The following is a 23,811-nucleotide window of genomic DNA, read 5'->3' as shown; positions in this document are numbered from 1 at the left end:
AGTGCGGGATCAACCGGCTCGAGCGTCACCGGACCGGGATGGTCGCCCTGATCCCGCGTCTGCGCAGGTAGGCCCGTTGCGGCGGGAGCCGTACGCCTTGTCAGCCCGCACCCCGTCCGGGCGCCTACGGGGCCTGCCCAGACCGAGCCAGGCACCCGGATCGCCTCCAGGACCGGTTCGAACTGCGGCGAGTCACTCCGCCGCCCGGCCGTGAACACCACGGAACGATCGCGGCCGGCGCCTCCCGGTCACCATGCGCCGCCGACCACGAACAAACCACATCTGACGATGAGTAAGTCCAGACTAATCCAGCCACGTTATGCCTCTATGTCGCGAATGGCCCGATTGACGAGCCGAATTGGGAAACTTAGCGTGTCCGCGTCATGGGGCGACGGCGCCCGCAGCGGTCAGGGGACCCACCGAGGACTCCCCCCACGGGGCAAAGGGGTACGGCACCTTGCGAAGATCACCGAGAAGAACCGTCAAGGCCGTCATGGCCGCAGTCGCGGCACTCGCCATGGCCGCCTCCGGGACGACGGCGGCAGCCATGCCGCCAGGTGCCCGGGGCGATGCCTCCCCGCCAACGCGGTCCGGTGACGAACATGTCGTGGATGCCGACCGCCAGGTCACCCTCATCACCGGTGACGTGGTGCGGCTCGACCATCGCGGCAGGGTGGCGAAGGTGAGCCAGGCGAAGGGCCGGGAGTCGGTACCGTTCCAGACCTTCTCGGCGAAGGGACACACCTATGTGCTGCCCACTGATGTCGGCGGCCTGATCGCCTCCGGAAGACTGGACATGCGGCTGTTCGACGTCACCGAGCTCAGCCGCCCGGAATACCGTCAACTGGTCGGTGACGGAGTACCGTTGCTCGTCAGTTACACGGGCGCGGAGCGAAGGACCGTCGCGAGGGCCGGCGGTGCGAACGTGCGGGCGGAGATCGCCACCACCGGCAGCGAGGCGCTGACCGTGCCGGGGGCAGCGGCTTCGCGGGTGTGGACCTCCCTCACCGACGGCCCCGGCCGGAGCCCTCGGCTCGCCGCGGGGGTGCGCTCCATCCGTCTCGACGGACTGGTCAAGGCGTCGCTGGACGTGAGCGTGCAGCAGATCGGCGCCCCCGAAGCATGGCGTGCCGGATACGACGGCACAGGAGTGAAGGTCGCCGTGCTGGACACCGGCGTCGACACGCGCCATGCCGACCTGGCCACCCAGGTGGTCGCGGAGAAGAACTTCACCAGTGCCCCCGACGCCGCCGACCACAACGGCCACGGCACCCATGTGGCCTCCATTCTGGCCGGAACCGGGGCCGCCTCACACGGTACGTACCGGGGAGTGGCACCCGGCGCCGAGCTGATCAGCGGCAAGGTGCTCGACAACTACGGCAGAGGCACCGAGTCCTCGATCATGGCCGGCATGGAGTGGGCCGTCGAGCAGGGCGCCACCATCGTCAACCTCTCGCTGGGAGGTTCCGACACGCAGGGGACCGATCCACTGGAGGAGACCGTCAACAGGCTCTCCGGCCGTGCCCTGTTCGTCACCGCCGCCGGCAACGCGGGACCGGGCGCCATGACTGTGGGCACCCCGGGTTCGGCCGACGCCGCCCTGACCGTCGGCGCCGTCGACAAGCAGGACGTGCTCGCCGACAGGTCGTCCCGAGGCCCCCGGCTGGATGGCGCGATCAAACCCGACCTCACCGCGCCCGGGGTGGACATCACCGCGGCGGCCGCGGACGGGAGCCTTGTCGACCAGAGCGGTGTCCCGCACCCCGCCCCCGGCTATCTGACGCTCTCGGGAACCTCCATGGCCACGCCGCACGTGGCGGGTGCGGCCGCACTGCTCGCCCAGCGGCATCCAGGCTGGAGCCCCGATCTGCTCAAGGAGGCGCTGGTCGGCTCAGCCGATCCGGGCCCCTACAGCGCCGTCGAACAGGGCAGCGGACGGGTCGACGTGGCACACGCCATCACCCAGAGCATCGTCGCCCGACCCGTCTCGCTGAGTTTCGACCGGCCCGGCTGGCCGCACGGCGACGACCAGCCGGTCACCAAGACGCTCACCTACAGCAACACCGGCACCACGGCGGTCACGCTGGACCTGGCGGCCACCGCCGACGGCCCGGCGGGTGCCCCCGTACCCGACGGCTTCTTCACCCTCGGGGCCCGGAGACTCACCGTCCCGGCAGGCGGTACCGCATCGGTCGATGTCACCGCGAACCCCCGCCTCGCCGGCTCGACGGAGGGTGTGTTCAGCCTGGCCGTCACGGCGACGGGAGGCGGCCAGACCGTCCGCACCGCAGGGGGTGTCCAGATCGAAGGCGAGATGTACAACCTGCGGATGAAGGCCACCGCGCGGGACGGCTCCGCACCCGACGAGGACACCTGGAAGGCCTGGATATACGACCTGACCGGCAACCGTTTCTACCCGGTCACCAGCGACGACGGCACGCTCGAACTGCGCTTGCACGCCGGCGACTACACCATCCTGGGCGAAGTGATCACGCTGGACGAGGAAGGTGTCGCTTACGTCGGCGAGGACTGGATGGTCGCCCCCCGGCTCAGCCTCACAAAGGACACCAGCCTCGCCTTCGACGCGAGGCAGGCCAAGCCTCTCGACGTGACCGTCCAGGATCCGGCCGCCACCCTCCAGTCCGGCAGTGTCAACATCATCCCGCGCGACATCAGCGGTCTGCCGATCGCCCTCTCCACCTTTCCGATGGCCGAGGGCATTCGGCTCCAGCAGGTCGGCCCCGAGCCGAAACCCGGCACGGTGACCTCCACCCTGCTCCTCGATCTCGCCCACGGCGATACCAACTACCTGCTGGCGGACGAGCTCAAGGACGCCTTCTTCACCGGCTACCGGCACCACGCGAAGGCCAAGGAGCTGGCCAGGCTCACGATCCGGCAGGGCACCACCATGACACCGCGATGGGGCGCGATCGTGTCCGAGCCCGAGTACCGCACACCGCCGGCGGCCATCTCCACCGACCTGCCCCACACCACCACCTTGTACCTCTCTGGCGGCATCGAGTGGAAGCACACCTTCGAGCAGCAGGCGGTCCGGGACACCGAGGCCCGGTACCGGCTGCCGGCCAGGAAGTACCGCGCGGGACGGGCCTACACCGACACGTTCAACACCGGGGTCTTCGGTCCCGCACTCGACACGGGCACCGGCGTCGGGGCGGCGGCCGGACTCGTCAGGGACGGCGACCGGCTCACCGGAGCGGTGCGCCCGTTCACCGACGGCGCGGGACACGACGGGGAGAGTGTGTACGACGGGGAGAGCGCCACCACCACGCTCTTCCGCGACGGCGTGGAATACGCGACGCTGCCCGGCGTCCTCGACGAGACCGCCTTCGACCTGCCCCCGGGCAAGGCCCGCTACCGGCTGGTCACCACCGTCAGCCGCGCTCGGTCGGCGGTGTCCACGGTGGGTACCGAGGTCTCCTGGTCCGCCGAGTTCAGCTCGGGCCACACGGCGAGGCCCACCGCGCTGCCGGCGAGCGTGGTGCGCTACCGGCCGGAACTCGGCCTGGACTCCACCGCGCCGGCCGGCGCCCGGCAGACCGTCCCGCTCACCGTTCAGGGCTCGGCAGCCGGCCACCGCCTCGGATCGCTGACCGTGTACGTCTCCTACGACCGGGGAGCGCACTGGTCCCGGACCGCCGTGCGCCACGGCAAGGTCACCGTGCTCAACCCGGCCGCGGGCGAGTCCGTCTCCTTCAAGGCCGAGTTCACGGACCGCCAGGGGAACGCCTTCTCGCAGACGATTCTGGACGCCTATCGCACCCGGTAACAGCACCCGCGACCCGTACGGGCCGCCGCAGAGGCAGCCCGTACGGTGAGCGCAGCACCAGGGGAGCCGGGTCACTCCTAGTACTGCAACGGTGCTTGCCGTGACTGATGGCCAAGTTGGTCGTTGGTGTGGTTATGGGTGGGGACCTTGGCGATGTCAGGTTGTGGGCGGGTGAACTGGACGCTGTGCATGAGCGGTTCGTGCACCGTTTCAGCAGGTCGGAGCCGCGGGAGTCGGCGCTTGCCTATATGCGGGGTCTGATCGCTCCGCTGCAGCGGAAGAACGGCTGGACGCTGGCGGAGGAAGCCGGCCACGCAGGTCCGGACCGCATCCAGCGGATGCTGAACCGGATCGAGTCGGACGCCGATGAGGTCCTCGATGATGTGCGTCAGTATGTGGTCGACCACCTCGGCGACCGGGATGCCGTTCTGGTCGTGGACGACACGGGCTTTGTGAAGAAGGGCACGCGCTCGGCCGGGGTGCAGCGGCAGTACTCCGGCACCGCCGGGCGGACGGAGAACTGCAATGATCAGGTCGGCGTACGCCTCGCGCACGGCCGTGCTGGCGGCGTGGTCGGCCGTCAGCTCCCGATCCGGTGTGATCTCCCAGGTGAGACCCTGCGGCAGCTGGCCGTCCAGGTACTCAAGGATCGGATTGAGGACCAGCGGCAGACCGTCTTTGCCGCATCGGCCGTGCTCGGCTGCGGGCAGGCGGACCCACCACGCGTAGTAGGGCATGCCGCTGTCGCAGGAGTCGTAGTCGACGCAGTGCTCGCAGATACAGCCGAGCGAGGCGGCGAGCTGCGTCATCGTCTCCTGGGTGCGCTCGTCCAGGTCCGGGTCCTCTCCGGCGAGCTGCTGCGGGTCTTGGACCTCCAGCCGCCAGACCACCCAGTCGAAGTCCTCCCCTACCTCCGCCCGCTTCACGCCCTGCGCCACTGCCCCGCCCCTCCGCCGGCCTGTTGCTGGTTGAAGGCCAGTACAGCAGCGTACGGAGCGGGCGGGACCGGTTTCACGCGGCCCGGCCCCGGATGAGCGAAAGAGATCCGGCCGGTCTTTCCCGGGGCGGGATGCGTGATGCCACATGGCCCAGACCGTAGCCCGCGACCTGCTGACAGCATGGGCGCAGCTCCGCGACCTGCGCGACCCACTGATCACCTGGGCTGTCCACGGCGCCGGCCGGAAGCAGACCGAGGTCAACGACACGACGCGCGTCTCGCGCAGCACCATCGCCCGTCTGCTGCCCTGAGGCTCGCCAGCCGCCCCCAGGCCGCCGACTCAGCGTGCGGGATACGTTCCGACGCCGCCGGTTCCCTGAGTGGAACCCTGAGTTCTTACAGGGCGCTGGGAGGCTGCTTCGGCTCGAAGACGCTCTGCGGGGCACTCGGCTGGGGGGTGGACGTCTGGCGCAGTACCTGTGCCAGATCGCGGTGTATCCGGTCGGCTTCGCCGCGAACCTGGACGGGGATGTCGCCGCGTTCGGCGACGAGGCGGTCGTAGACGGGGGTCTGCGAGAACACGGTGGGACGGTTTCCCTTCAGCGGCCGGTGCGCCGGACTGGCGCAGCATAACGGCCCGGAGACCACCCAGCTTGAGGCGGGGCGTTCAGGCCAGGACGACGGGGGCGGTGTTTTCGGTGGTCCAGTCGCCGTCGAAGAGCGCGGCGACCAGGCGGGCGTGGTCGTTGGGGAGCTGGCCGGTGCGGTGTTTGGTGCGGGCTTTGGCGAGCCAGGCGCCGAGGTTGACGGTGTCGCCGTCGACGCGGATGGTCTCGCGGGCGGTGGGGGCGTGGCCTTCGCGGTGGAGGAAGAGTTCCAGAAGCTGGCGACGCGGGCGGGGGCGAGGGGATTGGTGTCGGGGGTGAGGCCGAGGGCGGTCATCAGCTGTTGCTGGCCGGGCGCTAGGGCCTACCAGGTCGTGAGCTGGCGGGCCAGCCAGGAGCCGATCTTCACGCCGGCGAGAACGGTGTCGCGGCGAGGGTGGCGGGGTCGGCGCCGGTGGCGAGGTAGGCGCGCAGCAGGTGGTATTTGCGGTGCCAGTCCGGGCCGTGTGGGGGGCGCCAGTCGGGGGCGAGGGCGGTGAGGGCGTCGGCGCGGCTGGGGTCGAGGGTGTTCTTGGTGGCGTGGTGGCGTCGTTCGGCGAGCCAGGCGTCGACGGGGGTGGTGGCGGGGGCGGCGAGGTGGCCGTGGACGCTCAGGTAGTCGGCGGCTGCGGTGAGGCGGGAGCGCCAGGCGCCGTCGTGCTTGTCCCAGATCATGCCGAGGGCGTCGAGTTCGGCGGCCCAGTCCGATTCGAGGCGGCGGCGGTACGGGCGTCGCGCATGGTGGTGATGAAGGTGCCGAATTTGTAGCCGGTGGGGTCGGTGTGGTCGGCGGGCACGTCCACGTGACCGTGGGTGTCGCGGTAGGCCTGGGCGGCGGCGAGGCAGAGGCTGCGGGAGCGAGAGACGCCGGGGCCGCGGGGGTCGAAGGAGGCCAGGTCCATCGCGCGGGCGATGCGTTCGGGGTGGAGGTGAGGTCGAAGTGCCAGCGGCGGTGGATGACCTGGCTGGTCTCGCGGGGCAGCCACTTGGCCTTGTCGGGGCCCGGGTGGTGGAACAGCTCGCCGAGCGGCAGGCACAAAGCCGCCTCAGAGGCGTTAAAAGCCGCAGCGAGTGCCAGGAGGGTCAAGGCGAGGGAGCAGAGAGCGACCGAAGTGACCGTCTGTCGGTACCAGTCCGGCAGCTGATGAAATTCTCAACGCCACGTGACCCCGCGCAGCTGGCCGCGTTCATCAACGTGCGCGTTCTCAACCCCGGACACGAACACTGGCGACGCGGCATCGAAGCCGCCGTCATCTACAACCGGCTGCACGGTGACCTGCGCGTACCGTTCGCCTACCGCGTATCGCTGGGTTGCCCAGGTAGGGCTGATGGTGAGACCGGTCTCGGTGAGGCAGCCGTCTATGAGGTGGCTGCGGTACTGGATGTGCCGTAGCCCGCGTCGGATGCACTGGACGAGGTGTTCGGGGCTGCTGAAGGCGACGTTGGAGAGCCAGCCGCGTCGCAGGAGGGACCAGATCCCTTCGACGGGGTTGAGGTCGGGTGCGTACGGCGGCAGGTAGTAGATGGTCAGTCGCTCCCGGATTGCCGCCGATTCCCGCAGATCAGCAACTCTGTGCACGTTGAGATTGTTCCAGACGAGCACGATCGGGCCGCCGAGCTGCTGATGTGCTGTGGTCAGCAGGTCCCGGTAGTCGCGCCAGTGTGGCCGGGCTTGTAGCAGGTCAGCGCGGCGATCGATATCCGTCTGCGGGAACGGCCCCGCACCCGCACCACCGGGGTCCGGCCGCGCTGGGACCATGTCCTGGCCTGCGGCGGCGTCATGGAGAATCCGGCTTCGTCGCGAAGGCGATCTCCTCCGGCACTCCGGCGACCTCGCGGCGTTCCTCGTCCGCAGCCCGGTCCGCGGGAGATACAGGGCCCGATCGATGATCACCTTCGTCGTCGCGGTGACCGCCGCCAGGTGCACCGCCACCTGGCACAGTCCGACACCGCCGATTGCACCGGACTATTGCCGGCCGGCGCCCACGCAGTCCGTGGACGACTTCGCATCCCCCGTCTCGTCAGCCACCGACACCACGCTCTGACCAGCAAGTTCATTAATCACGAGGCAGCGATCTCCTGCCGGGCCCGCTCATGGAGGAACCGGGCGCGCGAGAGCAGGTGCTGCAGCCGGTGCGGGCCCGGATGCCCCAGAACCTGGGCGAGCGTCCAGCAGTTCCGCGTGTCCACCCCTCCAGCAACAGCCCCCCGCGACCAACTCCGCCGCCATCGCCCGGGCTTCACGTCGCGCGAAGCAGCCCGCGACCGCCCGCATCGCCCGCCCGAACACCTCGCCCCACGCCCGCTCGGCCACCGTTGCTTCCACGGGCCACCGCGTCTTGATACGTCGTCACAAACGTTCATGATCACGGTGGCCGTACTCATGCCCGCACCCGCCCCCGAGAGACTCGCTGACCAGCCCAGACACTGGAACTACAGCTGCCGTGTTTGACGCTGGGCTTCGACGCCGGACGTTTCCCTCCGACGCCACCAGCCTGCTCCCGGTCCTCCTGGCAACTACCCGGACCCGACTTCGACCAGCAGGTGAAGGCGAGCTTCCGAACAGCAAGAACACCGCTACCCCAGGGTGTCACCTCCTGTTCTGCTGGGCGCACGAGAAAACCTCACTGAGAGGGCATTATATGTAGTCGAATTGACGCTTTGGCCTGGTGGCAGCGTCATGGGCGGCTGGGTGTCCGGTATGTCCCGTACCGTGTCCCGACTCGCCGTCGCGTGACGCTGCGGGGGCGTCGGGTTCCACGAGCCCGAGGTGTGTGGTGCTCCCCTCTCCGATATCTTCGGGGTGGTGGCCGGCCGTCAGTGAGGTTTTCTCAGCGGAGATCACTTCCGGATTCCGTTGCGGACGAGGGCGGCGCGGACAATGTCGCCGATCCGGCTGGGGCTCAGAACATGTAGGGCTGGCCGTTGGAAGCGCTCAGTCCGCCGTCGACCGGGATGTGGGCGCCGTTGACAAAGCGGGCGTCAGGGCTGGCCAGGAACGCGATGACATCGGCGACCTCGTCCGGCTCGGCCGGGCGCTGCATGGGGATGCGCTGGCGGAACATTGCGAGGACATCCTCGTTCTCCAGATTGAACCTCGCCATGTCGGTGACGGTGAGGCTCGGGTGCACGGCGTTGACCCGTACGCCCTCACTGCCGTGGTCGAGCGCCATGGCATTGGTCAAGTTGACCACAGCGCCCTTGGCGGCGTTGTAGGCAGCCAGACCCCAGTCCGCGCCGAGTCCCGAGACCGAGCCCACATTGACGATGCTGCCGCCGGCGGCACGTAGGTGGGGCAGCGCGGCCCTCGATGCGTAGAAGACACCGTCGACATCGACGGCCATGATCTGGCGCCAGGCGGCCGTGTCGGTGGCTTCGACGGTGCCGGCCAGGCAGATGCCCGCGTTGTTGACCAGTGTGTCCAGACGGCCGTGCTCCCGGGCCACATCGCCAACGAGCGCGGTGATCGCCGCCTCGTCCGAGACGTCGGCAACGCGTGCGACGATCGTGGAGCCAGCGGGCGCGTCTGCGACGGTCTTCTGCAGCTTGCCGTCGGTACGCCCGACGGCGATCACCGTTGCGCCGTCCCGCGCGAACCTGTGGGCGGTGGCTGCACCTATGCCGGACCCGGCTCCTGTGACGATCACGACCTTTTCTGCGAAGCGACTCTCCATAATGGAAAGCTCCTTTCCTGGGCAGCATCAATTGATGGTCGGGCCACCGTGACCTTCAGCCGTCGGCCAGTGCCCCAATTGAGCTACCTGACCCAGCCACAGGAGATTCATCGGTGGGCATTTGATGTAGTCGAATTGCCGGCTTATTGCCCCAGTGGGTTCTTCGCCAAGTTGGTGGGCTCGCCCGTTATGTGCTTGGCGAGGTTGTCGATCGACGTGACGTGGATCATGGCTTCGGAACTGGCGGCGAGGGCCTTGTCATCACGGGTGAGCCAGCGGTGCATCATGATCCAACCGATACTCAGCTCCACCACCCAGCGCCCTTTCATGACGTGAGAACCGCGAACTCCGGGGTTTCGACTCGACGTCGATTCCGCGCTTCGCGCCATGCTCGACGACGGCCTTCCGCTTACGTCCTTCTTTCACTTGGGCCGAAACCCCCGCCACCCCGGGCCCGCCGCCCGTTCAGCTCGTCCCCGGTCTCCTGGCCGCGTCCTCGGCCTCCGGCTCCGCCGGTCCGCCCACCGGCCGCGGACACTGCGGCCGCGGCGGAACCAGCCCCGCTCCGTACGGCGCCACCGTCTCGGTGGCCGCCCGCCACCAGCGGGCCATCGCCGCTCTGAGGCGCGAGGGCCGCCTCCCGGTCACCGCTCGCTCCGGAAAACCGGCGGGCCACCGAGCAGCCCCAGGACCTCCTGCGCGATGCGGCGGCCGATCAGCAGGCTCGACGTGGCCGCCGACGACGGCCCGTTGAGGACGCGCACGCCCGGTCGCCGTTGTGGTGATCAGGAAGTCGTCGACGAGCGTCCCCGCACCGTCCACCGCCTGGGCCCGCACTCCGCAGCCGTGCCGCCGCAGGTCATCCGCCCGCGGCCCGGGCATCAGCCGCCACACCGCGCGCTCGAGCAGCGGCTTGACCACCGACCGGCCGATCCCGCTCGCCCCGTGCCGCCGGACCAGCCGGCGCAGGGCCGGGTCGGTCATGCCCCGACCCACACGGCTTTGAGGTTGCAGAACTCGCGGATCCCGGCGGCCGACAGCTCCCGCCCGTACCCGCTGGTCTTGATCCCGCCGAACGGCAGCTGCGGGTAGGAGACGGTCATCCCGTTGACGGTGACCGCGCCGGCCTCCAGCGCGGTGATGCAGGCCTCCTGCTCGTCCGGGTCGGTCGTCCAGACCGTGGCGCCCAGACCGAACGGCGTCGCGTTGGCCAGCTCGACCGCCTCCGCCACGCTGTCCACCCGGTACACGCAGGCCACCGGACCGAATGCCTCCTCCTGGTACAGCCGCATGGCGGGCGTGACGCCGGTGAGAACCGTCGGCGCATAGAACCAGCCGGGACCGTCCGGGCACTTGCCGCTCACCTCTACGGCCGCGCCCAGCGCCACCGCGTCGGCAACCAGCTCCTCCACGTCCGTACGGCCCTGCTCGGTGGCGAGGGGACCGACGTCCGTGCCGGGGTCGACCGGGTCGCCCACCACGAGCTTCGCCATGCCGGCGCTGAACGCCGCGAGGAACGCGTCGTACACGTCGGCATGCACGATGAACCGCTTGGCCGCGATGCACGATTGGCCGTTGTTCTGCACCCGGGCCGTCACCGCCGTGGCCGCGGCCCGCTCCACGTCCGCGCTGGGCAGTACCACGAACGGGTCGGAGCCGCCCAGCTCCAGCACGGTCTTCTTCAACGCGTCACCGGCCGCCCGCGCCACCGCGCGCCCCGCGCCCTCACTGCCGGTCAGCGTCACCGCCGCCACCCGCGGATCCCGCACGACGGCCTCTACCTGGCCGGAGCCGATCAGCAGCGTGTCGAACGAACCCGCCGGGAAGCCCGCCCGGTCGAACAGGTCACCCAGGTACAGCGCGGTCCCCGGCACGTTCGAGGCGTGCTTGAGCAGCCCCGCGTTCCCGGCCATCAGCGCGGGGGCCGCGAACCGCAGCACCTGCCACACGGGGAAGTTCCACGGCATGACCGCCAGCACCACCCCCAGCGGCTGGTACACCCAGCCCGCCCGCAGCGCGCCGACGTCCGCCGGGTCGATCTGCTCCGGAGCCAGCATCGCCTCGGCGTGCTCGGCGTAGAACCGGCAGCCGGTCGCCGCCTTGCGAACCTCCGCCCGCGCCGAGACCAGGGTCTTGCCCATTTCCCGGGTCATCAGCGCGGCCAGCCGCTCGACGTCCTCCTCCAGCAGGTCGGCCGCCCGCCGCATCCAGCGCGCCCGGTCGGCGAACGTCGTTTCCGCCAGGGACAGCGCCGCGCCGCGCGCGGCGGTCAGCGCCGCGTCGACCTCCTCCGCGGTCATCGGACGGTATTCCTTCTCCAACAGCCCGGTCGCCGGGTTGATGGTGCTGATGGCCATGGGCGTCGTCACTCCTGGTACGCGGAAGGTGGACCGGCCGGGTGGGGCCGGGAAGAGCGGCGATCGGGGTCAGGCGGTGTCCTGGGAACGCCTGCGCGCCTGGGTGTAGAGGGCGGCGGCCACCAGGATCAGGAAGCCCTGGAAGAAGTACTGCCACGACTGGTTCAGGCCGAGGAACGTGGTCGCGTTCAGCACCTGCTGGATCAGCGCGGCGCCCAGCAGCGTCCCGATGAACGAGCCGCGCCCGCCCAGCAGGCTCGCGCCGCCCAGCACGACCGCGGTGATACTGGACAGGGTGTACGTCACACCCTGGGTGGGATCGCCCACCCCGATCTGCGCCATGAGCAGCAGCGCACCGAAGAACGTCAGCACGCCGGCCGCGACGTAGGCCAGCACATGGGTGCGGTTGACCTTGACGCCCAGCCGCCGGGCCGATTCCTCCTGCGAGCCGACCGCCCGAAGCCCCCGGCCCCACGGCGTGAATCGCAGCGCCAGCTCCATGGCAACGGCCACCACGACCACCACGACGAACGCCAGCGGCACGTAACCGACCCGCGCGGTGATCAGCCCGGTGACGGTGGCGGAGATGTAGCCGCCCTGGAACGGCCGCAGCAGCAGCGAGACACCTTGCAGGCCGATGTAGAGCGTGAGGGACGCCGCCACCGCGGTGAAGCCGCCGAACCTGATCAACAAACCGTTGAGCAGGCCCGACGCCACGGCGACGACCAGCATCACCACGAATCCGATGACGATCCCGCCCGCCGTCGCCTTGCCGGTGACCAGGAACGAGGCAATCACCACCAGCAGCCCGGACAGCGGTCCCACCGACAGGTCGATGCCACCGGTCATGATGACCACCGCCTGGCCCAGGCTGATGAACGCCAGCGCGGTCAGTAGGGTGAGCACCGAGGTGACGTTGAACGGCGCGAGATACCGGTCGTTCTGCGCGAACGTGTAGGCGCCCAGCGCGACGATGACCACCGCGAGAATCATGCTGGGCGCGTAGTCGCCCTTGGCCAGCCGCCGCAGCCGGGAGGCGCTACCCGGCGGCTTCGGCCGGCCCAGCTCCTTCTTGCGCTCCTCGGCCCGCAGCGTGGTGGCGTTGACGACGGTGCCGGTGATCCGGTCCTCGGTGACGTCGTCACCGGTCAGCTCGGCGACCTTGTGCCCACGCGAGAAGACCACCACCCGGTCGCACAGTCCCTCCAGCTCCTTGGCGTCGGAGGAGACCACGACGACCGGCACCCCGGTGGCCGCGACGCCCCGCATGATGCCGTAGATCTCGGCGCGCGCGCCCACGTCCACGCCCTGCGTGGGCTCGTCCGCCAGCAGCATGCGCGGCGACTTCAGCAGGGCGCGGGCCATCACCACCTTCTGCTGGTTGCCGCCGGACAGCGCCATGACGTTGGTTTCCAGGCTCGCGGTCTTCACCGCCAGCCGGGCCGTCTGGGCGCCCACCGCCTCCCGCTCCCGCCGGTCACTCATCACACCGGCGGCGGCCAGCGCGGGCAGCGCGCTGACCGCCGCGTTCTCCCGCACCGACATCGCCGGCATGAGGGCCTCGGCATGCCGGTCGGCCGGCATGTAGGCGCAGGCACCCACCAGGTCCCGGCCGGAGATGGCCTTCCCATCCAGCGTGACGCTGCCGGAGGCCTTCGCCAGGCCCGCGAGCGCCCGCAGGAAGTCGCTCTGCCCGTTGCCGACGATGCCGGCCAGGCCCACGATCTCCCCGCGCCGCACCTGCAGGCTCGCGCCGTGGAACCCAGGGCCCGACAGGTCCTCGACCGTCAGCACGACCGGAGCGTCGGCGGCGGTAGTGTTCTTGTCAGGGAACGTCGAGGCCAGTTCCCGGCCGACGATCATCCGCAGCAGCTGCTCGTCGTCGACGTCCGCGACCTTCGTGGCACCGCGCACGCGGCCGTCCCGCAGCACGGTCACCTCGTGGGCGATCTCCCGTACCTCGGCGAGCCGGTGGGTGATGTAGACGACCGCGGTGCCGGCCGCGGTCGCCTGCCGGACCTGGTCGAACAGGAGCTCCGTCTGGTCGGCGCCCAGAGGCGCGGTCGGCTCGTCGAGGATCAGCACCCTCGGCTCCAGCGCGATAGCCTTGGCCACCTCCAGCAACTGCTTCTGCGCCACGCTGAGCTGGTCGACCCGGTCACTGAGCCGCACGTTGGACCCGACCCGGGCCAGCAGCGCGGTCATCCACGACCGGCTCGGCCCGACCGACTTGATCCGGGCCGCCGGCACGGCGATCCGGATGTTCTCCGCCACGGTCATGTCCGGCAGCACCGCGGGGTGCTGGTGAACGATGGCGATACCGAGCCGGGTGGCCTGGTCGGTGGTCAGGTGCGTCAGCCGCTCCCCGGCCACCACGATCTCGCCGCGGTCCGGGCGTACGGCGCCGGACGCCACCCCCATCAGGGTGGACTTGCCGGCGCCGTTCTCACCGAGCAGCGCGTGGACGCGGCCGGGATGGACATTGAGCGAGACGTCGGCCAGCGCGTGCACCGGTCCGTAACTCTTGGAGATCCCGGTCAGACTGAGAACCGGCCCGGGCGTCGAAGTATCCACTGGACGTGCTCCTACCGTTCGGTTGTCCGCGACTACTTCAGTGCGGCGTTCTGCTGGGCGGTGGTGAGTGAGGACGAGACGAAGGCGTCCATCGGCAGTGCCTTCTCACAGGTCACCGGGTGCGGCTGGCCGCTGATGGAGTCCTCGAACGCCGTCTGCGGGAAGACCGTCGAGGACGGCACCACCCCACCGGATGCCTTCGCCACTGCGACGTCCACCGCCAGCCGAGACATCGCGTTCTGGCTGGATACGGTGAACAGCGGGAACGGCTTGCCGGCGACCTTGTCCTTCTGCCAGTCGCACGCCAGCTGGTTGGAGTCCTCAGTGGCGATCGCCGGGATCCTTCGGCCCGCCGAGCTGAACGCGGAGAACGAGCTGGCCAGCGCCGAACCGAAGTCCGTAGTGATCGCGTCGATCTTCGGGTACTTCGCAAGCGCCGCCGTCACCACCTTCTGGGTCTGCGCGGCATCCCAGTTGGTCACCTCGTACGGCGTGGTGCCGACGAACTTGATGTCCGGGTGGTCCTTGAGCACGCTCTGCATGCCCTGGAACTCCGCCAGGCTCTGCGAGTTCGCCGGCGGCCCGCCCAGGTTGAGCACATTGCCCTTGCCGTGCAGCGCCTTCACCAGCCACTGCCCCCACAGCACCCCGGTCTGCTTGAAGTCGGTGGAGACGAAGGCGTCGTAGTCGGTGCCTGGCTTGCCGCCCGGGTCCACCCGGTAGGGGACGGTCACGACCCCGGCCTGGTGCGCGCTGCGCAGCGCCGGCAGCACCGCCTGGCCCGCGTCGGGGAAGACCACCAGCGCGGAGGTTCCCTTGGCGACCAGGCCCTGGACGTCGGAGATGGCCTTCTGCGTGTTGCCCTGGCCGTCGGTGTACGAGTAGGAGGTGACGCTCGGGCACTTGGCGATCTCCGCCTTGGCCTCGGCGGCGGTCACCTGCCGCCAGTTGTTGTCTCCGAAGCCGTCGGCCAGGCCGAGGGAGACCTTCTTCGGACCGCACCACGACGGCACGTGGCTGTTGGCGGGCTTCCCGGTACCGCTGCCGCCACCGTCCGGCGCGGCGGAGCTGCCGCCGGTGGTCACGGTGCAGGCGGAGGCGGCGAGGGCGACGAACCCGGCGCAGGCGATCAGCGCTGGCCTGCGGAGCATTCCTGACATGACGTCCCAACTTTCCTTCGATGACGCGCGGGTACGAGTGGGCCGCCCTGCCACGTGGGGTGGTGCGGCCGAAAGTGGCGGGAGCAGGGCGGCTGCGCCGCCGTTGAGGAGGCTTCGCCGTGACGGTTGCTTCGCCGTGACGGGGGCTACGTGAGGGGGCTTCGCCCTGACGGGGCTACGCCTTGACGGGAGCGGCGCCGCCGGACCTGGGCCGGCGCAGCCGGTCCCGCACGGCGCTCCAGCGGATTGCGTAGACCGCGACGCCGGCCCCGAGGGACGCTGCCTGGACGATGTTGCTGGTCGCCGGGTTGACACCCAGCGTGAGGACGAACTGGTCGAGCTGACTGAGGAACAGGGCGGCGACCGCGCTGGCCACCGCGCTGCCCTTGCCGCCCAGCAGGGAGGTGCCGCCCAGGACCACCGCCGCCACCGACGGCAGGAGCTGCGAGTCACCCTGGAAGGCGCTCGGCGTGCTGATGATGCCGCCGAGCAGGATGCCGGCCGTCGCATACAGCAGGGTGGCCCACACGTACGCCGACATCTGGTGCCGGTGCAGCCGCAGCCCGGCGGCGCTGGCCGCGAGGGGGTTGTCACCCACCGCCTCGAACCGCCGGCCGACCACCGTGCGCTTCACGGCGAAGCTGACCACCGCGGTCAGGACCACCGCGTAGTACGCCGACAGCGGCAGCCCGAGGAAGGTGCCGGTGGCCAGCGTGTGCATCGCGGAGGTGGTGCGCACCGGCGAGCCGTGCGAGATGCCCAGCACCGCCGCGTACAGCAGCGCGTTGGTGCCCAGCGACGTCACGATCGCCGACAGGCCCAGCCGGGCGACGATCAAGCCGTTGAGCAGGCCCGTCGCCAGCGCCGCCGCGTAGGCCAGCAGGATCGCGGTGAACAACTTGCCGTTGTCACCGTTCGGGTAGTGCGTGACGATCACCACCGCCAGCGACACCGTGCCCGGCACCGACAGGTCGATACCGGCCTGCTGGATCACCAGGGTCTGGCCCAGCGCGACGATCGCGAGGACCGCCGCGAACGGCAGCATCCCACGCAGCGAGCTGTGGCCGAGGCTGTCCGGCTGGACGACCGCGCTGACCACGAACAGCAGCACGGTCGCCACCACGATGGTCACGAGGCCCCGCGAGGCCCGGCCCGCCGGCCCCTGGCGCAGAATGCCGGCCGGCTCACCGGCCGGGCGCCCTGCCGCGGCGGGGTCCGTCTGCTGGCTGCTGCTCATGAGCACACCCCTTGGCGTACCGCTCATCGAAAGTCCTCCGAGGCTAGAACACGCTCACGACGCCCGGAAACATCCTCGACATCGAGCGTTCACTAATGCTGTACAAGCGGCTATCGCTCGTCAATGGATAGCGCACAGATTTTGGGACACGGCCACCCCGGAAGGCATCGGCCCCTGCACCGCCGCCGCTCGCTCGGTGACCTGTGGATTCAGCAGGTCACCGAGCCAGCGGCAATGTGTGACCCCGGTCGGGTCACCAGCACGCCGCAGCGGGATCAGCCGTGACGGCCACGATGGTGTTCGGCTACACCGGACATGTCGTGGCCGCCCAGCCCGGCCGCCGACACCGCGTCAGCGACCGCGGCAACCGCCGCGGCCACCGGCATCGGCGACCCGTGCAGCGCGGCGAACTCCCGCACCAGCCTCAGGTCCTTCCGCATCAGATCCACGGTGAACGCCACCGGCACCGCCCCCGGATCCTCGAACGCGGGCCGCTTGTAGCGCAGGAACGGCGCCGCCGCCGCACTGTCGGACAGCACGTCCAGCGCCGCGTCCCGCGCCACACCGCCGCGCTCGGCCAGCACCAGCGACTCACTCAGCGCCGCGTTGTACGCGTGCAGCAGCGAGTTGACCGCCAGTTTCATCGCCTGCCCGGCACCCGTGTCACCGACCCGGTGCACCGCGCCCGCGAAGGCCTCCAGGACCGGCTCGACCGCCGTCACCAGACCGGGCGGACCACCAGCCATCACCGTCAGGGTGCCGGTCCGCACCGCGGACACACTCCCGGACACCGGCACGTCGACGAACCCGGCACCGAACGCCGCCAGCCGCTCCGCGCAGGAGCGCGCCGCCGCCGGGCCCGACGTGCCCAGGTCGCACACCACGGCACCGGTCGCCAGCGCGCCGGCCGCGCCCCCGGTGCCGAACAGCACGGCGTCCAGCACCGCACCGTCCGCCAGCACCGTCAGCACCACCTCTGCACCAGCCACCGCATCCGCGGGCGACCCGCCGGCCACCGGCGCCGGCGCGCCCGGGGCGAGCGACTCAAGCTCCCGCGCCAGCAGCGCGTGCCCGCCGGCACCCCGGTTCCACACCCGTACCTCGTGACCGGCCGCCGCTAGGCGGGCCGCCATCGGCGCACCCATCCGGCCCAGCCCCAGCACCGCGACCCGGGTCATGACCGCGGGTCCACGAGTATCTTGCCGGCCGCCCGGCCCGCCACCAGCGGCTCCAGGCCGTCGGCCACCAGCGCGTCCAGACCGATCACCCGGTCCAGCAGGAGCCCGGCGATCCGCCCGTCCGCCAGCAGGCCCAGCGCCTCGGGCATGTCCTCCCCGCAAACGTGAGCCACCGTCGTGACCATGTCGACCTCCCGCAGCGTCGCGTCCGCCAGGTCCAGCGGCTGCGCCTCGTGGGAGAGCCCCACCAGCAGCACCCGGCCCCCGCGCCCGGCCATCCGCAGCGCCCGCTGCGCCGACCTCGCCGCCCCGCTGGACTCGATCACCACCGGCGCGCCCGCCGGGCCGGTCAGCTCCAGCACCGCCGCGACCGCGTCCCGGCCGGTCACGTTCACCGTGTCGGTGGCGCCCAGCTCCCGCGCCGTCGCCAGCCGGGCTTCGTCCACGTCCAGCGCGATGATCCGCGCCAGCGACCGCGTCGCCAGCCCGCACAGGATGAACGAGCCGATGGCACCGGCGCCGATCAGCACCACGGTGTCACCCGGCCCCGCCCCGGAGCGCCGGGCCGCGTGCAGCCCGACCGCCAGCGGCTGCGCCAGGCCCGCGCTGTCGTCGTCGCAGCCGTCCGGCACCACCACACAGGTGGAGGCCGGCACCGCCGCGTACTCGGCCAGACCCCCGTCCGCGTTCAGCCCCAGCGTCCAGTACCCGGCGCACAGATTGGTCCGTCCCGCCGCGCACCAGGCGCAGTCGCCGCACGAGACCCCGGCGCCACTGGCGATCCGCCGCCCGGCGAACCCCTCTGCCCCGGGCCCGGCCGCGACCACCTCGCCGATGAACTCGTGGCCCATCACCATCGGCCCCAGATGCCCGCTGACCGGATGCCGCCGCTCCAGCGGGAACAGCCCGGGACCATGCTGGTACTCGGTGGCGTCCGTGCCACAGATCCCCGACCGGGTCACCCGCACCAGCACCTCGCCCGCACCGGGCGACGGCACCGACCGCCGCTCGATCCGCACGTCCCGCGCCCCGTGGTAGACGGCCGCCCGCATCGTCGCCGCCGTCACAGCGTGGCCTGCGACGTGAGGTGGATCTTCACCTGGGAACGGTCGGAACGCGCCGCCTCCACCGCGGTGACCGCCTCGGCCAGCGGCAGCGTCAGCGTCACCGCCGCCGACAGGTCGATACCGCTGCGCTCCAGGAACCGCAGGGTCCGCGGCCAGATCGCCGGCGAACCGATGATGCCTCGCACCCGCAGCTCCTTGGACTGCAACAGCCCCAGCGCGGCCCGGGCCGAACCACCCACGTCGATACCGACGTTGACGATCCTTCCCTGGAAGGCCGCCACCTCGAACGCGGAGGCCATCGCGGCGGGCTTGCCGCTCGCCTCGATCACCACGTCCGCGCCCCGGCCGCCGGTCTCCTCGGCGACCGCGTCGGCGAACCCCTCCGCCAGCGGGTCCAGGTGCGCCTCCGCGCCCAGGCCCAGTGCCAGCGCCGCCCGCGCCGGGTCCGGCTCGATCACCACCACCCGCGCGCCGCGCGCCGCGGCGCCCGCCACCACGCCCAGCCCGATCGGCCCGGCGCCGAAGACTGCCACCGTGTCACTGGCGTCGACGTCACCGGCCCGCAGGATCGCGTGGTAGCCGCAGGAGAACGGCTCCACCAGCGCGGCCTGCGTCCAGCTCATGCTGTCCGGAATCCGGTGCAGCCACTCGGGTCGCGCCACGAAGAACTCCGCCGCCGCGCCACTGATGCTGAACCCGAAGTGGTCGTCACCGATGACGCACTCGCCGACCACCCGGTCGCCGACCCCCAGACCCCTGACCGACGAACCGGCCGCGACGATCTCGCCGGCCCACTCGTGCCCGGGGATCACCGGGTAGCTGAACGAGATGATGTAACGGCCTTCGAGCAGTTCGATGTCCGAGTGGCAGACACCCACCGACCGTGAGGCCACCAGGACCTCGTCGTCGGCGATCCGCGGTATGTCGAGTTCGTCGACCCGCGCGGCGTCGCCGCCGATGAATCGCAGTGCTTTCACAGGATCTCCTACGACGCGCGCCCACGACGGCGGGCGCGGATGAACGAGGTCAGCTCGCGCCGCTGCGGCCCGCCTCGGTGTTCAGGTGGGACTGCGAATCGCGCAGCGTCGGCAGCGTGCCGCCGGCGGTGAAGTAGCGCTTACCGGCCACCAGCAGTTCCTCGGCGGGGAACTTGGTGATGACCTCGCAGCCGTCAGCCGTCACCACCAGCTCCTCCTCGATCCGGGCCGCGCCCAGCCCGTCGGCGGACGGCCAGTAGGTCTCCAGCGCGAAGACCATGCCCTCCTCCAGGACCTCGGGGTGCTCCAGCGACACCAGCCGCGAGAAGATCGGTTTCTCCCAGATCGACAGGCCCACGCCGTGCCCGTACTGCAGGGCGAACGCCGCCTCCTCGTCCGGGAAGCCGAACTCCTGAGCCGTCGGCCACACCGACACGATGTCCGCCGTCGTCGCCCCCGGCTTGACCAGCGCGATCGCCTGGTCCATGTACTCCCGGCACCGGGTGTACGCGTCGCGCTGCGCCATCGAGGCGCTGCCCACCGCGAACGTGCGGTAGTAGCAGGTGCGGTAGCCCTGGTAGCTGTGCAGGATGTCGAAGAACGCCGGGTCACCGGGCCGGATGATGCGGTCGGAGTAGACGTGCGGGTGAGGCGAGCAGCGTTCACCTGAGATGGCGTTGACGCCCTCGACGAACTCCGAGCCCAGGTCGTACAGCGCCTTGGAGACAAGGCCGACGCACTCGTTCTCCCGCACGCCCGGGCGCAGGAACTCGTACAGCTGGTCGTACGCGGCGTCCACCATCGAGCAGGCCTGGGTCAGCAGCGAGACCTCACCGGGCGTCTTGATCCGCCGGGCCTCCAGGAAGACCTGCTGGCCGTCGATGACCTTGACCCCGGCCCGCTGCAGTGCGGCCAGCACCGGCATCTCGATGACGTCCACGCCGACCGGCTCGTTCAGCAGCCCATACAGCTCCAGCTCCCGGCGGACCTTGCGGGCCACCTCGTCGGCCACCCCGGCGTCCGGGTGGAACGCGCCGCGCAGCGTGGAGATGCCGGCCCGCGCGCCGGAGGGATTCAGCTTCGACGCGCCGTGGTGCGGGGCGTGCGGGTCGTCGCTCTCGACGCCGGAGTAGTCCAGCCACGGCGAGTACAGCTGGTGGTGCCGGGCTGCCGAGCCGAAGTCCCACACGATCGGCTCGCCGCCGCGCACCAGCAGAGAGAAGCGGATGAGCTTGTCCACCGCCCAGGTGCCGATGTGGGTGGAGGTCATGTACCTGATGTTGGTGAAGTCGAACGCGAGGACTGCGCCGAGCTCCGAGGCGTCCAGCTGGGCGCGCAGCCGCGCCAGCCGGTCGTCACGCAGCCGGTCGAAGTCGATCCGCTGCTCCCAGTCGACGGCGTTCGTGCCGAAGGTCGCTATGCCCATGGTGATTGTCTCCGTATGGCCTGTGAGAACTCAGGAACCGACGCTGACGAGGAGCTTCTGCGCGTCCCCGGCCGGGTCAAGCAGGCGGTCGAAGCCGCGGACCACGATGTCGTCGATGGGGATGACCTCGGTGAGCACCTTCTCCACGGGGTAGCGGCCCGCGGCGATCAGCGCCGTGATCCGGGGAAAGTCGTGCACCGGGTAGCACCAGGTCCCGGTGAGGGTGAGGTCCCGGTTGGACAGCGCCATCGGGTCGATGGACGCCGGTCGCACGTGCAGCCCCACCTGCGTGACAGTGCCGTGCGAACGCACCGCCCCCAGCACCGCGTTGAGCCCCGGCTCGGAGCCCGAGCACTCCGCCGCGGTGTCCACCCCGATGCCGCCGGTCAGCTCGCGGACCGCCTCGGGCACGTTCACGGCCGCCGGGTCCAGCACGGTGGCCACCCCGAAGGCGTCCAGCAGGGCGCGGCGGCGAGCGTTCGGCTCGCTGACGAAGATCTGGGAGGCACCGGCCGCGTGGGCGTACAGCGCGGACAGCGCGCCGATCGGCCCGGCACCGGTGATCAGGATCGAGTCACCGGCCCGCAGCCCGGTGCGGTCCACCCCGTAGGCCGCCACGGTCGCCGGCTCCACCAGGGCGCCCTGGATGTCGGTCACCGACTCCGGCAGCGGCGTGACCTGGTACTCCGGCACCACTACCTGCTCGGCGATGCCGCCGCCGAGCCAGCTCAGGCCGGTACACCCCATCTGCGGGCACAGGTGGTTGAGTCCCCGCACGCAGTAGTAGCAGCGGCCGCAGAACACCAGCGGCATCACGGTCACCCGGTCGCCGGCGTGCACCGAAGTGACCTGCGAACCGGTCTCCAGCACCTCGCCGGAGAACTCGTGCCCGAGGATCTGCGGGGCGGCGGCACCCGACAGTGGGTGCGGCTCGGTCGGGATGACGATGGGACCAGCGGCGTACTCGTGCAGGTCCGTTCCGCAGATGCCGCACAGGAAGGGCCGGATCCGGACGTCGTGCGGCCCGGGGGCGGACGGCTCGGGCACGTCCTCGACCCTGATGTCGTGTTTGCTGTGGTAGACGGCTGCGCGCATCCTCAAACTCCTGACTGCCCGGTGGGATTCACACGATGACGGCCCCGCAGGGCGTGGACTCAACAGACACACGGAGCGGGGCCGAACGAGCGGCTGTTCAGCTCGGGTGTGCAGCCACAGTGAACTGATTGCCTCGGGCCGCGTCAATGCCTGTGCCGGAAATATTCAATACTCGCAGGTATTCGCCCTGACATCTTGACGTGGTCCGCCCGTAAACTGTTCACTTCCAGGAAACTCTGGGCCCGGCTTCCGCTGCCCCCGCCGCCGGCCTGCGCCACATCCCGGCCGGCCGCGGCCCCTTTTTCCGCTTCCCCCGCCTCTCCGGGCCGGTCCGCCCTGCCCGGACATCCCCTGGAGGACTCCATGAACCTCGGCGACTGGCTGGGCCACCTCGCCTACTCCACGCTCGTCCACCCCGGCGACACCTGGGAGGAGATGCGCGCGAGCCTCGTCACCCACCTGCCCGAGGTGAAGCGCCGGGTCAGCCCCGACGCACCCTTCGGCGTCTCCCTGCGGCTGTCCGGCTCCTCCGCCGCGACCCTCTCCGCCGACCCAAAGGAGCGCGCCTGGCTGCGCGACTTCCTGGCCGCCGAGGACCTGTACGTCTACACCGTCAACGCCTTCCCGCAGGGGTCGTTCAAGGGCCGCAAGGTCATGGAGGACGTCTACGAGCCGGACTGGTCGACCGAGGAGCGCCTCGCCTACACCCGGAACGTCGCCGACGTGCTGGCCGACATCACCCCGGCCGGCGTCGAGCCCAGCATCCAGACCATGCCGCTGGCCTTCCGCCCCAAGGCCACCGACCCCGCCTACGTCGACACCTTCACCCGCAACGTGCTGCGGATGGTGGCAGACCTGGTGGACCTGGAACGCCGCACCGGGCGGCGCGTCAAGCTCGCCATCGAACCCGAGCCGTTCTGCTACCTGGAGACCATCGAAGAGACCGCCCGCTACTTCACCGAGCGGCTCTACGCCCGCACCGGCGCCGACATCCTGGCCGCCGAGGCGGGCATCCCACTGTCCGAGGCGCACGGCGCGCTCCGCCGCCACCTCGGGGTGGTGTTCGACATCTGCCACCAAGCCGTGGAGTTCGACGACATCCCCGCCTCCCTGGAACTGCTGGCCGAGGCGGGCGTGCCCGTCTTCAAGCTCCAGGCCGCCGCCGCCCTGTGGGTACCGGAGGTCACCGAGGAGACCGTGGCGGAGCTCGAACGCTTCACCGACACGATCTACCTGAGCCAGACCAGCGAACTGCGCGACGGGAAGATCACCCGCCACCTGAACCTGTCCGACGCCATCGCCGAGTGGCACCGGGAGCCGGGCGGCAAGCGCGAGTGGCGCACCCACTTCCACGTGCCGGTCTTCCTCGACGACCTCGGCCCGTTCCGCACCACGCGGTTCGCCATCGAGCAGGCCCTCGACTCCCACCTGGCCCACCCGCGCTCCACCCACCTGGAGATCGAGACCTACACCTGGGACGTGCTGCCAGCCCACCTCAAGGACGGCGACATCGACGACTACGTGGTCCGCGAACTCCAGTGGCTGCGCGGCTACCTGACCGACGGCAGCTGACCGCTTCCGCCGTACGACGTCCCCCGTGAGGGGTACGCGTCAGGGGCGGGGGGGGGGGGGGGGGGGGGGGGGGGGGGGGCCCCCCCCCCTCTTTTTCCTCCTCTTTCCCCGGGGGGAGAACATCCT

General features: G+C 70.6%; 16 protein-coding genes and 4 pseudogenes. 4 read left to right on the top strand and 16 right to left on the bottom strand.

The features are described from left to right. Positions 1–607 precede the first annotated feature (607 nt). From ACZ4WH_RS33735 to ACZ4WH_RS33725, 3 genes and pseudogenes are all read left to right on the top strand, one after another. Positions 608–3,787: a S8 family peptidase gene (locus ACZ4WH_RS33735; RefSeq protein WP_468188010.1), complete on the top strand. Its 3,180-nt coding sequence runs from the start codon at positions 608–610 to the stop codon at positions 3,785–3,787. 134 nt (positions 3,788–3,921) lie between these two features. Further along, positions 3,922–4,374: pseudogene (locus ACZ4WH_RS33730) on the top strand (IS701 family transposase); the annotation flags it as partial. A gap of 496 nt (positions 4,375–4,870) precedes the next feature. Then, positions 4,871–5,035, top strand: coding sequence for a hypothetical protein (locus ACZ4WH_RS33725; RefSeq protein ID WP_468188008.1), 165 nt, complete (start codon positions 4,871–4,873; stop codon positions 5,033–5,035). An 85-nt stretch (positions 5,036–5,120) separates the two neighbouring features. Here the strand turns inward: ACZ4WH_RS33725 and ACZ4WH_RS33720 are convergent, their stop codons facing one another. The 16 genes and pseudogenes from ACZ4WH_RS33720 to ACZ4WH_RS33645 all read right to left on the bottom strand — a co-directional run bounded on the left by ACZ4WH_RS33720 (position 5,121) and on the right by ACZ4WH_RS33645 (position 22,113). After that, positions 5,121–5,306 carry a hypothetical protein gene (locus tag ACZ4WH_RS33720; RefSeq protein WP_468188006.1) on the bottom strand — a complete coding sequence of 62 codons (186 nt, stop codon included), beginning with the start codon at positions 5,304–5,306 and terminating at the stop codon, positions 5,121–5,123. Positions 5,307–5,734: 428 nt separating this feature from the next. Beyond that, the gene (locus ACZ4WH_RS33715; protein ID WP_468188004.1) at positions 5,735–6,043 is read right to left on the bottom strand and encodes a helicase associated domain-containing protein; all 309 of its coding nucleotides are present in this window, start codon (positions 6,041–6,043) and stop codon (positions 5,735–5,737) included. Beyond that, on the bottom strand, positions 6,040–6,270 hold the full coding sequence (locus tag ACZ4WH_RS33710) for a helicase associated domain-containing protein (protein ID WP_468188002.1): 231 nt from the start codon (positions 6,268–6,270) through the stop codon (positions 6,040–6,042). The genes ACZ4WH_RS33715 and ACZ4WH_RS33710 overlap by 4 nt, the downstream gene beginning before the upstream one ends. A 419-nt stretch (positions 6,271–6,689) precedes the next feature. Further along, positions 6,690–7,225 (bottom strand): annotated as a pseudogene (locus ACZ4WH_RS33705) (transposase); the annotation flags it as partial. Next, a pseudogene (locus ACZ4WH_RS33700) lies at positions 7,159–7,722 on the bottom strand (transposase); the annotation flags it as partial. The pseudogenes ACZ4WH_RS33700 and ACZ4WH_RS33705, both read right to left, overlap by 67 nt. A gap of 549 nt (positions 7,723–8,271) precedes the next feature. After that, complete coding sequence (gene budC, locus ACZ4WH_RS33695) at positions 8,272–9,042, bottom strand: meso-2,3-butanediol dehydrogenase (protein WP_468188000.1); 771 nt, start codon at positions 9,040–9,042, stop codon at positions 8,272–8,274. 154 nt (positions 9,043–9,196) lie between these two features. Beyond that, positions 9,197–9,450 (bottom strand): annotated as a pseudogene (locus ACZ4WH_RS33690) (IS5/IS1182 family transposase); the annotation flags it as partial. 572 nt (positions 9,451–10,022) lie between these two features. After that, positions 10,023–11,399 carry an NADP-dependent succinic semialdehyde dehydrogenase gene (locus ACZ4WH_RS33685; RefSeq protein WP_468187998.1) on the bottom strand — a complete coding sequence of 459 codons (1,377 nt, stop codon included), beginning with the start codon at positions 11,397–11,399 and terminating at the stop codon, positions 10,023–10,025. Between the two features lie 69 nt (positions 11,400–11,468). Continuing rightward, entirely contained in the window at positions 11,469–13,973 is a 2,505-nt protein-coding gene (locus ACZ4WH_RS33680) for an ATP-binding cassette domain-containing protein (protein ID WP_468187996.1), read from the bottom strand. 32 nt (positions 13,974–14,005) lie between these two features. After that, positions 14,006–15,133: a substrate-binding domain-containing protein gene (locus ACZ4WH_RS33675; RefSeq protein WP_468187994.1), complete on the bottom strand. Its 1,128-nt coding sequence runs from the start codon at positions 15,131–15,133 to the stop codon at positions 14,006–14,008. A 175-nt stretch (positions 15,134–15,308) separates the two neighbouring features. After that, the gene (locus ACZ4WH_RS33670; RefSeq protein ID WP_468187993.1) at positions 15,309–16,370 is read right to left on the bottom strand and encodes an ABC transporter permease; all 1,062 of its coding nucleotides are present in this window, start codon (positions 16,368–16,370) and stop codon (positions 15,309–15,311) included. 275 nt (positions 16,371–16,645) lie between these two features. Further along, the gene (locus ACZ4WH_RS33665) at positions 16,646–17,548 is read right to left on the bottom strand and encodes an NAD(P)-dependent oxidoreductase (RefSeq protein ID WP_468187991.1); all 903 of its coding nucleotides are present in this window, start codon (positions 17,546–17,548) and stop codon (positions 16,646–16,648) included. Continuing rightward, positions 17,545–18,615 carry a zinc-dependent alcohol dehydrogenase gene (locus tag ACZ4WH_RS33660; protein WP_468187989.1) on the bottom strand — a complete coding sequence of 357 codons (1,071 nt, stop codon included), beginning with the start codon at positions 18,613–18,615 and terminating at the stop codon, positions 17,545–17,547. Before ACZ4WH_RS33660 ends, ACZ4WH_RS33665 begins: the two co-directional genes overlap by 4 nt. Next, a complete protein-coding gene (locus ACZ4WH_RS33655; protein WP_468187987.1) occupies positions 18,612–19,592 on the bottom strand; it encodes a zinc-dependent alcohol dehydrogenase in 981 nt (326 codons plus the stop codon). Before ACZ4WH_RS33655 ends, ACZ4WH_RS33660 begins: the two co-directional genes overlap by 4 nt. 49 nt (positions 19,593–19,641) lie before the next feature. Beyond that, complete coding sequence (locus tag ACZ4WH_RS33650) at positions 19,642–21,018, bottom strand: M24 family metallopeptidase (protein WP_468187985.1); 1,377 nt, start codon at positions 21,016–21,018, stop codon at positions 19,642–19,644. A gap of 30 nt (positions 21,019–21,048) precedes the next feature. Then, positions 21,049–22,113 (bottom strand): 2,3-butanediol dehydrogenase, encoded by a 1,065-nt coding sequence (locus ACZ4WH_RS33645; protein WP_468187983.1) that lies wholly within the window; start codon positions 22,111–22,113, stop codon positions 21,049–21,051. Between the two features lie 363 nt (positions 22,114–22,476). On the opposite strand from ACZ4WH_RS33645, the gene eboE reads away from it, so the two are divergent. Beyond that, on the top strand, positions 22,477–23,685 hold the full coding sequence (eboE, locus tag ACZ4WH_RS33640; protein ID WP_468187981.1) for a metabolite traffic protein EboE: 1,209 nt from the start codon (positions 22,477–22,479) through the stop codon (positions 23,683–23,685). Positions 23,686–23,811 lie beyond the last annotated feature (126 nt).

This window comes from Streptomyces sp. NPDC029138 (assembly GCF_055564375.1).
The sequence above is the reverse complement of the archived record's forward strand: the minus strand, read 5'-3'. Positions and strand labels throughout refer to the sequence as shown.